Raw genomic sequence first — 13,523 nt, 5'->3', positions numbered from 1 at the left:
GCCGCAAGGGCGTTAATCAGGGGCGCCCGCGCCCACCGTCACGCCTGGCCAGAACTTGTCCATGTCGCGGGGGCGCCACGTGGCTTCCATATCCGAATCCAGAACACACTCGCCGCCGATCCGCTATTGGGCCGGCACGTGGTCAAATCCGCACAATCGATGTCGGCCCATAGGCATGATCGGGTGCGCGCTTCTCGGCATGACCGGGTACTTGACGTACTCCGATGACTACTATCTGTAATCATTTGCTCTGCGGCGGGCGGCGTCGGCCTCGGTGGGACGTGCGGGACGCTGGCTGAGTCGGCTCTGTTGTCTGGGCTCCGTCACGCTGGCGGTGGCTCAGCGGGCGCGGTCCGAGTCTTCGCTGTTGTGGCGCCAGGGGAGGAAGACGGTTGCGCTGAGCAGGATCGCGGCGAGGACGGTCAGTGCGGTTTTGGTGCTGGTGGTGGCGGCGAGCAGGCCGGCGGCGGCGATGAAGATCGGCTGGGCGGTCTTGTTGGTGATCGACCACGCCATCACCACGCGGGACATGTGGGCGTCGTCGGTGGCGTTCATGCGGTAGGTCGCGAAGGTGGGGCTGAACATGCCCGCGAAGAACACGAGCAGGAACTCGGCGGCGGTGATCATGACCAGTCCCGTGGTCGATGCCGGAGCGAACGGGATGAGCCCGAGCCACAGGTTGCGGCCGATACCGGCCAGCAGCAGAACCCGATGCCCGCCCAGCCGCGTCGCCGCCGGCTTCGCCAGCATACGAACCGGCGATCCCCGCCACGCCTGCCACGCCGCTGATCAGGCCGTACTGCCAGGCCGGGAAACCGAGATCACGCAACACGAACACGGTCAGCAGCGGGGTGAGGGCCATGATGCAACCCCCGAAGATAATCGAGTTGCAGAACAGAGCAGTCAACCCGCGGTGAGCGAGGATGTATCGCCACCCGGCGACGGTGTCGCGTACCCAATGATGCTGCGCCGGCCGGCTCGGTGGTACGGGTTCAGGTGTCCGTAGCTGGCGCAGGAGCAGTGCGGAGACGAGGAAGCTGACCGCGTCCAGAACCATCGTGACGGTGGCGCCCAGCCAGGAGATCAGCACACCACCGGCGGGCGGACCGACGGTGTTCGCGGTCCACAACGTCGTCTCGAACCGGCCGTTCGCCGCGGCGCGTTGCTGTTCAGGCACCAGCGTGCGCAACTGGGCAACACCGGCCGAGTCGAACACCAACCTGGCGGTCATCTGCACGGCCGCCACCACACACAGCTGCCAAAAGGTCAGCCAGCCCAGCCAGGCGGCAACCGGGACCGACACGATCACGACGAACCGAAGCAGATCCGCGGCGACCATCACCGGCACCTTGCGACGGTGCTCGATCCACGGACCCAGCGGCAGCGCCAGGACGGCACTGACCACGCCCGCGAGCACATTGAGCAGCGAGACCTGAAAATCGGACGCCTCGAGCACCAGCACCGCGACGATCGGCAACGCCGCGTACCCGAGCGCGCTACCGGCCTCACTCGCCGCGAACGCGGCCCACCTGTACCGCAGGTCGGCGCGCCAACCAGCACCGACCTCAACCGCTGGCGGAATCGCGGACGACCCAGCCGACCCCGTCACAGCCACCGCCAGACCCTCCCAAGAAGAAGGTCCACCGCACAAACACCACGAAGAGAAGACCCGGCAAATCCGCACGTCCGGGGGCACACCAACGCTCTGGGCCAGGCCCTCGACCTCCGCACCCGTACCCTTGATCAGGCCGGCGGGCGTTGTACCCGCAACCGCCCGTCGGCTCCACGCTCCGAATAAGGCCGGCCTTCGACGCGCCCACCGCGGCGCCGCGCCGCATTCTCCGCAGCAGATCCGCGCACTATGCGTTCCCGGAGCCGGTCTTGCGGACCAGCATGTATCCGTACGGCGGCTCTGCGCCCTCGGGTGGGGTGCTGCCCTGGAAGACCGGGGCGAAACCCGCAGCGGTGAAGCGGTCCTCCATCTCCCGCGCCGACAGCCAGTACCGATCAAAGTCGATGCCAAGACTGCCGACCCGGCTACCGGGACCGTTACGATGCCCGGTCCCGTCGCCGTGCTTGAAGGCCGCCACCAGGTAGCCGCCCGGCTGCACGACCCGGGCCAACTCGGTGAACGCCGGTACCCGGGCGTCCGGGGCCAGGAAGATCAACGAATACCAGCACACCACCCCGGCCAGCGACGCGTCCCTGAACGGCAGCTCCCGTAGATCAGCGACCTCGTACTCGAAACCCGGATGCTCCCGCCGGGCCACCTCCACCATCCCCGGTGACAGATCCACCCCACGCGGCGACAGGCCCCGGCCCGCGAGGTAGGGAAGAAGCCGCCCGGTGCCGCAGCCAACGTCAGCGACCTCCGCACCCACGGCCAAGGTCAACTCGGCAAACAGGTCGAGCATCGCCCGCTCGACCGGCATGCTTTCCAGCATCCCGGCCAAGTTCTGCGCATACCACTCCGACAGCACGTTGTGCGCATGCCGCAGTTCATCGGTACTGGCGTCCATCCCCGCTAATCCTCCCCGTCGCCGGTCGTTGCGGCGGCGAATCTACCGCAGGACAACGAGCTGAACACGGAAGGGAAAGTCCAACCCACCCGGAGCCGAAGTTGCACGGTGTAACGACCCAGTTGCGGCATGTCCGTTACGTCAGCGGCTCGACCCACCATGACGCTGCGTAGCGCTCGGATCGCGGGTAATGAAATCGACCGCGAGGGCACATCAGAATCTTCATCCGAGGTCGATTCGCGTTTCGTGTTGTTGCCGGAACCGTCGCAGGTCGCGGCGTGAGTCCGTGCGGTCGGTACCGTCGACAGGCCGGTTCAGTTCACTTTGCGTCAACAACGGGACGGTGCGAGTGTTTCCTACCCCGCTGGTCGGGCACCTCGATGTGCCAGGACGATCGACGGGCTGGTTGCGGTACAGCGCCGAGCCAGCTCACGTCGGCCGAGTAAGCATTGATTGTCGTGCCTTCATCCAGCGGGAGGTCCTGCTCCGCCACGCGGCCACCTTTCGGGGGTCAGGCTCACCGGACGTAGCTGGTGCGGCGTACGCGAGTGCGGGGCTGGCGGGGCCTGCCGACCGGACTTTGGCCTGCGGAGGTTCGCCGTTCGATCATCATGTGCCGTCTCTGCTGGTCCGCTGCGACGTGCCTGACGGTGATCCACAGCAGGCCGACGTCCCGGGCGGCACCGACGAGATGGATGAGAACGTATGCGGTGGCTGCGGTGGCGGTGAGATCGGCGACATACATGGCGTGCTCCCTGGACTGGTGGATCTGGGCGGCGGTCGAGGTGCCGCCGAGCTGGATTCATGCTGACGGCGGCACCGGTGGCCCAGACCGAACGCCGGCGAGTACCGACGGGGCGTCTGGTGGCTAGGACAGAGACGCTGGGCGCAGTGCTGACGGCCGACGAGTACCGCTCACTGCGTCCGAGCGGCCGCCCGGTGGGGCGAGTTGGCTTGCCCGCGGGCCCGGCCCGGGACCTGCGCGACACGATCTACCACCTCTACGCGTTGGCGGACTGCCCGCGCCTGGATGCGCTTGCCGACGTCATCGCGATGGACAGCAGCCTTCCCGGCGCTCCCCGCAAAGACGGCATCGGCCAGATAGTCGCGGGTGACGGTCTGGCATCTCAGCAGGACACGGTGACCGTCGCCGTCGCGCTCGCTCGCGCGGCCGGGCACCAGGACACCTTCGCTCTGGCGGAAAAGGTCCGCGACCTGTGGGTCGCCGCTCGGACCGCACCGCCGCCGGCGGAATCGCCGCGCCTGGGCAAGCCGATTAAGGAATGCGATCCGCTGGAGCTGGAGGTCCACCGGGTCATCACGCTGCCCGGGCAGCAGCCCATTCTGCCCGAGTTACCGCCGTATCTGCGGCGGGCTCATGATGCCCAGCTCGACGAACTCGCCGTCGGCGTCGCGACCGGGGCGAGTCGGATGATCACCCTGGTCGGTGGCTCCTCGACGGGTAAGACGCGGGCCTGCTGGGAACTTGTCCACCGTCTCGAGACCCGGCAGCCAGGCCGGTGGAGGGTATGGCATCCCTTTGACCCGACCCGTCCCGAGGCGGCCGCCGCCGAGATCGAGCGGGTAGGGCCGGACACCATTGTGTGGCTCAACGAGGCTCAGCTCTACCTGTCGCCGCCCGATACGAGGCTCGGCGAACGCATTGCGGCGGGATTGCGCACCCTGCTGCACGATCTGGGCCGCAGGCCCGTGCTGATCCTCGCGACGTTGTGGCCCGAACACTGGAACACGCTGACCGTCCGGCCCGGCCGTGACCAGCCCGATGTGCACGCGCAGGCCCGCGACGTACTGACCGGCACCGACCTTGACGTACCCACGTCCTTCACCGCCGCCGACCTCGCCGCCCTGCGGCGCTCCGATGACGCCAGGCTGCGGCAAGCCGCCGAGCACAGTGACGACGGCCGGGTCACGCAGTACCTTGCCGGCGCGCCCGAACTGCTACAGCGGTATCACAAAGCGCCACCCGCGGCGCGGGCCATCCTCGACGCCGCCATCGACGCCCGCCGGCTCGGTCATCCCCCCGCCCTTCCGCACAGCCTCCTCGAACAGGCAGCACCGGGCTATCTCGACGACAGCGAGTGGGATGCGCTCACCGATAACTGGCTGGAACAGGCTCTCGCCTACACCGCCCAATCCTGCAAAGGCGCCCGCGGCCCACTCACCCGGATCCGACCCCGAAGCGGTCAAAACGTCGGCCAGCCTGCCTACCGGCTGGCCGACTACCTCGAAGAAACGGGCCGCACCTCCCGCGCCTGCTGTTTCCCTCCGGCCACGTTCTGGCAAGCCTCAGCCACTACCATCACCGACCCCGGCACCCTTCGCGTCCTCGCGACGGCCGCCCATCACCGCGGCCGATACCGGCGCGCTGTCGCCCTGCTACGCCAAGCCGCGCAACGCGGCGACACGTACGCGCTGCGGGAACTGGTCTGTTTCCACCACGAAGCAGGAGACCACGACGGTGCCGTTGCAGCCGCTCGCCGAGCCGCGGAACTGGGTGACACCACGGCGCTGTGGCACCTGGCAATGCTCCGACTGGCAAAGGCCGACTATGACGGCGCAGCGTCCTTGTACCGGGAAGCGGGCGACCACGGCGACATCGACGCGCAGCGCGAGCTGGCCAGGCTCTGGGAGCGCACCGGCGGCTTCGACAATGCCGGCGTGACCGTCCGCCGAGCCGGCGACCACAGTGACAACAATCTGTCGGACCATGCCCGGCGAGACGGACAAGCCCCACGAAGACACGACCGCATCACCGCGCTGTGGAAGCTCGCCCGGCTCCGCGACCGCAACAACGATCACCATCGCGCCGCCCAGGCAGCCCGCCAAGCCGCCGACCACGGCGACACCACCACATTCCGCAAACTGGCCCGCCTGCGTGAACAGGCCGGCGACCACGAGCGCGCAGCCGCGCTCTACCGCGAGGCCGCCGAACACGCAGACATCACCGCCCTATGGGAGCTGGCCTGGTTCAGCGAGCACGCCGGCAACCACACCGAAGCACTCACGGCCGCTCACGAGGCCGCCCACCACGGAGACACCACCGCACTACGAGACCTCGCCCAACTCCGCCACCGAGCCGGCGACCACCACGGCGCCGAAGCACGGTACCGCCAAGCGGTCAACCACGGCGATCCCAGCGCCCTGCAAGCACTAGCCTGGCTAAACTCCCAAACCGGCGATAACAGGATCCGCCGATACGGCCTCACCGACGACGGCCAGCCCGCCACCTCGCTTGACTGACACCAAAGACCGCGAGGCCGACCACCCAGGACGCACTCGGATCGCGGCAAATCCGGGCGTTTCCAATCGCCACGGGTCATGCATAGTCATGCACGGGGGCCGATGCCGGAGGTGGTGTAGGTCCGCGTGTCCGTTGATCGATTTCGCGGCTGTGGTGAAACAAGGTGAAGCGGCGGAGATGTGACGGCCGCTGCATCGGATAACGGGCCGCTATCACCCGCAGCTTGGCATTGCGGCAATCCCGCACGAGCTGAAGACAGGGATCTCCTTGTCGAGGCGAGGAAATCCACACCTACTTTAATTCGGCAGGCCGACCGCACGCCGTACCCCTATCTAGATCAAACGCCTTTCCGGGTGGCCGATCACCTGCGTTCAGGCGTGACGTTTGAGTCCCGGTTAGAATATTCGACCCGGGTAACGGAACTTGACACCTGGAATCGGCACCTCAGAGTAGTTCGTGCGCGTCCCGTAAAATGACGGCAACGGTATGGGGCCGACACCGGGGCCGATGGATACCCCCTGCCACCCTTCTTGGGTTTCGGCTGCCCCCGGAGACTCGAATGCAGCCCCTCCCCATCTACCCACACCGCCGCCGTAATTGTCGAATAGTCCCGACCATTCGCCATTTCCCCATGCGAGATTGAACTGAAGGCTGGCACCAACGGATAGGCCTGCCGACGGATCAGCGGCGGGCACGTACTTCCAGATCTTGAATCCACGGTCTGGGCCTGCCGAAAGGAACTGGAGATTGATTCCCAAGCTGCCGCCTTGTCCGGACGTGAATGGTTGGATGAACGAGAGGTCGAGACTGATTCCCACGCCCCATCCCACGTAGTGCGTCGTGGAACCGCTAGGGGTTTGGCCGGCCGCTCCGTCGGGCGTCGGTGTTCCCGCTGGTGGCAGGACCGCGTCAGGTACGGCAACAAGGCTGGCGCTTCGCTTGGACGTACCGATGGTGATGCCCGAGGCTGGCGGCGGCGGAGGCGGAGGTGGCGGCGCTTGATGCTGTCCGGCTTCGGTGTCGATGTGGCCACTGGGGTCGACCCTGTTGACGGGGTTGTTGGTGGTGTACGCGTAGCGGTTGAGTGTCTGGGGCCGGCCTATGTCGGCTACTACATTGTCGGGGGAGATGAACCGGCCGATCGTTGGGTCGTAGTACCGGTCGCCGAGGAGCACCAACCCGGTTTCGTCGTCTTTTCGTCCGCCGGTGAAGTCGCGGTCGTCGGGTACTTGGCTGTAGGCGCCGGTGACGACACCGAAGGCGTCGTGGGCGAGTACCTCGATGAGCTGGCCGGTTTCGTTGGTGATGATCATCGGCGTGCCAAGCCGGTCCGGGTGGTAATAGCGGGTGTCCCAGAGCAGGGTTGAGCGGGCCACGAGGCGGTCGCCGGCGTAGTAGGAGCGGATGATGTCGCCGTTGGCGGCGACTTCGGCGTACCGGCCGTGGTAGGTGCTGTCGCCGGCCTTGGCATGTTTGCGGGTGCGTTGACCGTCGGCGTCGTAGGCGAAGGTGACCTTTCCGGCGCTCGATGTCGCCGCGGTCAGGTGGCCCTCGGCGTCCCACTCGAACTCTTGTCGGTTGTGGTCGGAGATGAGGTTTCCGACTCGGTCGTAACTCAGTTCACGGCCGGAAACGCGGGTGACCGCGTGGGGGTGCTGCGGGTCGGTGTACTCGTAGTTGCCGGTGGTCTGCCGGGCGGTGATGTTGCCGGTGGTGTCGTAGGCGAAGGTGTCCGGCGTGGCCCCGACCACGTCCTCGAGCCGGTTCATCGCGTCGTAGTGCGGACGCGTCTGGAACGGCAGTGGGGAAGCCCGGTCCTCGCCCTTGAGCCGACCGGCAGTGTCGTAGCTGTAAACGGTGTCGGCGACCATGCCCTTCGGACCGTGGACGGCGATGCCGGTCAGGGTCGCCCGGAGTGGGTCATGGGTCGATTTTTCGGCGGTGCCGTTGGCGAGTGTGGTGGTGTCCACCTGGTCGTCGGGGGTGTAGCCGATGTTGGTCACGTAGCCGGTGACCTTGGATAGTCGCCCTGCCGCGTCGTAGCCGTGGCCAACGGTCTCCGACGACGGTGACACCACGCCTGTAGCGTCGGGGTACTCGATGGTCGCGATGCGCCCGGCCGGATCCCACGTAGTGCGATCTTCTATGCACTGCTTGTCCACGCAGCGGCGTATCAGCGTCGGGCGGGCCCGGTTGTCGTACTGCCGGTGCTCGACACTTGTGCCGTTGGCGCTGACGTGTTCGGTGAAGGTCACGAGGCCGGCGGACCACCCGGCCGGCTGGCCGGTTGCGGGGTCGACGTCGTAGTCCCAGCGCAGCGTGTCCGTGGGGTTGCCGGCAGGGTCGTGCAGCGCCTTGCCGGTGCGGCGGCCGCTGACGTCGTAGAGGTAGTCGATGCGTTGACCCAGGTGGTCGGTTTCGGTGAGGGGAAGCCCGCCGTCGTCGAAGGTGCGGCGACGGCAGTGCCGATCGGGATCGCAGGCACCGTGTTCCCAGCCCAGTGAGTTGGTCAGCCATGTGGTCGCCCGACCGGCGGCGTCGGTGATCGACCGCAGCTGGTCTAGCGCGTCGTGGTCGTAGCTGGTGTGTAGGTCGGCTGTCGTCCCGCCTACCGTGTCTTTCTCGATCACCGCGCGGACGCGACCTCGGCCGTCGAACGTCTCGGTGCGGTGCTGACCGATGGCGCCGCCTTGGGTGATGGTGCCGACTCCGTACGTGAGGGTGGCAACCGAACCGTCGGGTCGCAGGGTGTCTCGTAGCCGGCGGGCGTCGTCGTAGTGGTAGCGGGTGGTGACCTGTGTGGCGGCGATGTCATGCCAACCGTCCTCGCTGACGACCAGGTGGGTCGCGGCCAGGAAGCGACGGTCCCGCCGGTAGCCACCCGACCGTTCTTCGCGCCACACCCGTCCGAGGCCGTCGAGCGACTGTTCGCGCCATACGGTGCCAGCAACACCGTCATTGCCCCCGCCGACGACTACGCAGTAGGACTCCTGGATCCGCTGGGGGAACGGCGGGAGGAACGCTCCCCATCCCAGGTAGGCGTGCTGGAGGCAGCCCCCGTCCGGATAGGTGGTGCGCCGGTGTCGGCCGAACGTGTCGTAGTGGTGCACGGTCACGAGGGCGTTCTCGTCGATGTTGCGGGCTGGTTGCCCGAGGACCAGGTCCCAGGCCGTCCTCCGGCACAGGGATGCGTCGCAGGTCTGTTCTGGGAACCGCGCGAACGTCGGGTCCCAGGTGGTGTTCGTCCAGCGGCCGGCGGGGTCGGTGACCAGGCGGGGATTGCCGTGGGTGTCGAACGTTCGGATCGTGTCGAGATACCGTCCGCTGCTGGTCTCCAGGGCGCTCTGGGTTGTCGCGTCACCCTTCAGTGGTGAGATGGTATGGCTGGACTGGCCGTCGTAGATGGTCCGCACGGCGGCCACCAGCACCCCGTTCCCGCTGAGGAGTTCGCTCCTGGCCGGCAGTGACACTACATAGGTCGTCAGGTTCGGCGCGAAACTGGTGCGGCGGGTGCGGTTGTCGTCGGCGACGTCGTCAACTCCGTCGCGGTTGGCGTCGGCGAACTCGCCCTTCTCCTCGACGAGCGTCGCGTTGCCGAAGGAGTCGAACATTCTGCTGGTGACGACAGTTCGGGATTTCGTCGTCTGCTCCGATTCCTCGCGTATCTGTTCCACGGGCAGACAAGACCACGGGCCCTGTTGTTTCGTACTCGGATCGGCGTAGGCCACCGAGTCCTGCCAGTACGGGCCAGCAAGGCCACGCAGTTCGATCTGCTCTGCCCGGCCGGCGCATCCAGGTGTCTGGCGGTAGGAGGTAGATGTCGCCGTGTTGCCTTCGCTGGCGGTGACGATGCCGAAGCCCAAGAACCGGCCTCGGGTGAAGTCGTACCGACCGCCGTCGTAGCCGTACTTGACGACGGGAGGGCTGCCTGAGGTTGCAGGCAAGCTTTGGCGACGAATGCTCTTGACCACCGACAGTTGCTGTCCGACTGGCATCGAGCTGTGGTTGCCTCCGGCCGAGCGGTAATTGATGCTGGTTGCCAGCCCGAGACCATTTTCCACGCCTTGCAGCAGCTGTCGCCGCCACTGTCCCTGGAGGGCCACCAACGACACGGCGGCGCCCGCTCGGCGGGGAATCACCAGCTCATCGGTGCCGTCATTATTGATGTCCCCGCCCACCCAATGGGCGACGTTTCGATCGGACAGCGCAGCTGTTTGGCTGTCCACGAACATGTCGGTTCCGGTGTTGATCGCCCAGTAGATCCGGGTGTCGCCGTTCAGCACTGTGGAGAGCATCGCGAGGTCGGTCAGCCCGTCGCCGTTGGCGTCAAGTGCGCGCCACCGCGCTCCGTGAAGACCGATCGTGTGGGTCGTGCCGACGGAGGCCTCCCATGTGCCTCGGCCGGCCGACAGGAGCCGATCGAAGGCGACTCCGCCAGGGGTACGGCGCGCCCGGACGAGGTCGGTCAGGCCGTCGCCGTTCAACTCGCCCGGTTGCCATGTCATCACGGGTTCGCGGTTGGCTGCCGGGGTGGTGTTCGACCGCGACGCCCAAGTCCCGTTGCCGTTGGAGAGCAGTGTCAGCACGGTCTCGGTGGGGCTGCCCGGCGCGGCGTAGCTGCTGGCCTGGACCTGAACGAGGTCCCCGAGGCCGTCGCCGTTGACGTCCGCGGAGACGAACCGGTGTGGTGCCGTGACCGGGACCGGCACAGTCGTGGGGGACGACACGTGTGTCCAGGTGCCGTCGCCGTCGGCGATCAGCGTCTCGACTATTAGGCCGCTCGAGCCGTTAGGGGAGGCACGTACAAGGTCGATCGTGCCGTTTCCGTCGACGTCTTCTGGCACCCATGACCGGGTCGAGGCTTCCGGGTCGGGCGCGACCGCGGTTGACTGCTTGAACGCGAATGTGCCGTCGCCGTGGGACAACAGTACGGTGGAAAGGGTCTTGTCGGTTGCTCCTGGCGTTGTGGCGCGTGCCAGGTGAACGAGGTCGGCACGCCCGTCTGGTCCGCCACCACCCGGACGGCCCACGTCGATTGCCATCCACTGTCGCACATCGGCTTCGCTGAACCACCCGGCGTTGGCCACTGGACCTGCTACCTGCCGGCGGCCCGCAGGCGCGGCCGGATCAGCGATCGAGGATCGTACGTTCAGACCCGGGTTGGTGTATTGGACGTACACCTGGTCGCTGAGACCGTCGCCGGTGATGTCGGTCGTCTTCCACCGATGCCCGTCTAGGCCGTTGTTCGGGGAAAGTACGGTGTCCAGTCGCGTGGTTCCATTCAAGTCGTCGCCTTCAAGCCCTGCTGTCATAACGTCCATGCGCCCGTCACCATTGGCGTCGCCCAGAAGGGCCTCAAGCTCAACACCGCCGCCGCACCACGCGTCTGTTTCGCCGTTGTGCCACGCGCAGGTGAACGGAATGTTTGAAGCACTATTGAGGTCGGCAGGTTCGGTGAACGTCCCGTCGCCCTTTGAGGCAAGCGTCAGTACCTGCAATTTCGTCGGCGCTTCGGATTTGTCCAGCGGTGACGTGATGATCAGATCGGTAAGGCTGTCTCCATCTACGTCTCCGGCCATCCATTGATTCGGGTACGAGGCACCACCGCTCAGGATGATACGGCCCGTGTTCTGGAACCTGCCGTCCAATGAAGTAGTGGAGTGCACCAGATCGAATCCGCCTGTATCGTTGGCGAGGCCGACGGTGAACCCCAACCGCAACTGCTGGTTTGCCACATGGAATGTTGTGAACATCAGGTCTGTCTTGCCGTTGCCATCGAAGTCGCCCGCGTGTGCCATGTCGCCGCCAACGCCGGTGCCGGCCCAACGAGGCCCCGCCCGCATTACGGCTCCTTCGAACTTTTTTCTTGTGTCGACCTTGTTGAGAGTCCAAGTGCCGTCACCATTCGACAACGCCGTCGCGAGCCAACCAGCAATGAACTGGTTGTTGGGGTCCCAAACCTCCATGACTCTCAGCAGGTCCGCTCGGCCGTCCGCATTGTGGTCACCGACGAACCAGAACGGCGCGTCCCCAAGGGTAAAACCCCACTCGGTTGGCGTTGCCCGCCATAAACCGGTCCTCCCGTTGGCTGCGGTAAAGCCCACGGTCAATCCCGCATGCCAGTACGAGACAGTGTTGTCGGGGGGAAGCGGGCGGGCGCTCATGAGATCGGCGCGGCCGTCGCCGTCGGCATCTCCCGACATCCAGCGCGCATGAATGTCCCAGCCGGAGATGCCGGTGGGCTGAGCACCCATCAGCATGAAGGCACCGTGTCCGGTGGACAGGGCGATTTCCGCCATCACCCGGTTCGACTGTGGGTCCCAGAATATGTTCGCAAGGTCGGTTCGAGCGTCCCCGTCGTAGTCGCCGGGCACCAGTCGCCACCAGGTGTCCTTGAGCGGCCCGAAGCGCCACGGTGTGAGCTGTGAGCTGTAGATATAGGTGTTGTCTCCGGTCCGCAGGGCTGTCCGCAACAGGACGACAGCATCGCCCTGTGCGTTTCGCGCCCACTGCCCGGCAACGTAGTCAGACCTCCCGTCGCCGTCGGCGTCGAAACTCATCCAACGGTCACTCGTAACCCGATAAGGAAGTGACGTTGAAGTTGACCACTCGCCGTAGGAGCTGCCGCCCCCGTCCGACGTCCACGGCGGGCCAAGTGCGTCGGTGAGCAGGTGGGTGGGCGGTAGTGGATCGTTTCCGGCGTTGAACGCTGAGCCGAAGGTCTCGGGGGGATGAGCGGTGCCGGCCGTGACGGTGCCGGCTGCGTCAACGACAACATCGTTTCCGTACCGCGTCGCGGTACGCAGCGGGTACCTCCCGGGCTCCTGCGCCGAGGCGGGCTCGTACTGGAGGGCCAGGGCGTTGCGGTTCGCGCCGGCAGTGGAGACGAGCATGGCCGTAAGGCGGTAGCGGACGCTGATCACGAGCGGGCCGACACCGTACGTGTAGGGGTCGGGACGCGGCGCATAGCGCAGGTGAATGCGGGTGCGTTGGGCCGGGTCGGTGCTGTCCTCGTACTCGATCTCCTCCAGGTAGCACGCATCACCACTGTCGCACCAGCGCTGATAGATGATCCGGTCGCCGTGGGTGTTTGTCCGTTCCGCAAGCTTCCACACCGTGTCGGGGGCGCTGAATGGTGACCTGTCGACGTACGTCGAGCGGGTCCCGTTGGTATCCCACACCTGCCACCTCGAGCCCTCGAGGCTCACACGCTGAAAGGTCTCTCGTTCCGTCGAGTGGGTGCCACCCGCGAGGCAACTCGGACCCTTCAGCTTCTGACTCGCACACGGAATGAGGTCGTTGCCGTCGAGGCGGTAGACGTCACTGGCGTCAAGCGCCGGTACGCCGCGGCCGCGGGAGGTCCGCTCGATCGTCGAGTCGCCGGTGAGCGACCAACCCCAGCCGGCCAGATCGTTTCCCGCGGCGGAGGAGTAGCTGATGCCGACTTGGGGCTCCAGCCCGTGGAACGACGGAACGTCCAAGCTCAGTCCGTGCCTGTACGCCCCGTCAGGACCGACCGTGCCGGCCATTGACGGCGTTGCGGTGCTTGCAGGCAAGCCACCCGTGGCGCTGTCCCCGTGGGCTTGGGCGGCCAGCGGTCCACTCGGATTCGCAAGCGCAGCCGCCGACGGACCAGCGAGCCCGGCGCCGAGCCCCGCAACAAGGACCAACACCATCCCCGCGCACATCGATTCGCGGCCACGTGTTGCCGGCCACGGCCTCGTCCATGCCATGATCATCCC

General features: G+C 66.5%; 5 protein-coding genes and 1 pseudogene. 2 read left to right on the top strand and 4 right to left on the bottom strand.

Annotation, left to right across the window (positions count from 1 at the left end; all coding sequences use genetic code 11):
- Positions 1-339: 339 nt before the first annotated feature.
- The 3 genes and pseudogenes from Ari01nite_RS49760 to Ari01nite_RS10520 all read right to left on the bottom strand — a co-directional run bounded on the left by Ari01nite_RS49760 (position 340) and on the right by Ari01nite_RS10520 (position 2,519).
- Positions 340-750, bottom strand: coding sequence for a hypothetical protein (locus Ari01nite_RS49760; RefSeq protein ID WP_239162639.1), 411 nt, complete (start codon positions 748-750; stop codon positions 340-342).
- A gap of 52 nt (positions 751-802) precedes the next feature.
- Positions 803-1,609: pseudogene (locus Ari01nite_RS51380) on the bottom strand (MFS transporter); the annotation flags it as partial.
- 250 nt (positions 1,610-1,859) lie between these two features.
- Complete coding sequence (locus Ari01nite_RS10520) at positions 1,860-2,519, bottom strand: class I SAM-dependent DNA methyltransferase (RefSeq protein ID WP_203780973.1); 660 nt, start codon at positions 2,517-2,519, stop codon at positions 1,860-1,862.
- Between the two features lie 613 nt (positions 2,520-3,132).
- On the opposite strand from Ari01nite_RS10520, the gene Ari01nite_RS10515 reads away from it, so the two are divergent.
- Together Ari01nite_RS10515 and Ari01nite_RS10510 are read left to right on the top strand one after the other, a co-directional pair.
- Positions 3,133-3,330: a hypothetical protein gene (locus Ari01nite_RS10515; protein ID WP_203780972.1), complete on the top strand. Its 198-nt coding sequence runs from the start codon at positions 3,133-3,135 to the stop codon at positions 3,328-3,330.
- Between the two features lie 80 nt (positions 3,331-3,410).
- Complete coding sequence (locus Ari01nite_RS10510; RefSeq protein WP_203780971.1) at positions 3,411-5,780, top strand: tetratricopeptide repeat protein; 2,370 nt, start codon at positions 3,411-3,413, stop codon at positions 5,778-5,780.
- Positions 5,781-6,176: 396 nt separating this feature from the next.
- On the opposite strand, the gene Ari01nite_RS10505 is transcribed toward Ari01nite_RS10510, so the two are convergent.
- Entirely contained in the window at positions 6,177-13,310 is a 7,134-nt protein-coding gene (locus Ari01nite_RS10505; RefSeq protein ID WP_275410840.1) for an FG-GAP-like repeat-containing protein, read from the bottom strand.
- Positions 13,311-13,523: the final 213 nt, after the last annotated feature.

Origin of the sequence: Paractinoplanes rishiriensis (genome assembly GCF_016862375.1) — a bacterium.
Taxonomy (GTDB): domain Bacteria; phylum Actinomycetota; class Actinomycetes; order Mycobacteriales; family Micromonosporaceae; genus Actinoplanes; species Actinoplanes rishiriensis.
Note: the sequence above shows the minus strand (reverse complement) of the source record. Positions and strands in the feature narration are given on the sequence as shown.

Bases quoted from the DNA above. Each gene is read 5' to 3' on its own strand.
- Ari01nite_RS10520 (WP_203780973.1), bottom strand. From the start codon at position 2,519: ATGGACGCCAGTACCGATGAACTGCGGCATGCGCACAACGTGCTGTCG.
- Ari01nite_RS49760 (WP_239162639.1), bottom strand. From the start codon at position 750: ATGCTGGCGAAGCCGGCGGCGACGCGGCTGGGCGGGCATCGGGTTCTG.
- Ari01nite_RS10505 (WP_275410840.1), bottom strand. From the start codon at position 13,310: ATGGCCGGCACGGTCGGTCCTGACGGGGCGTACAGGCACGGACTGAGC.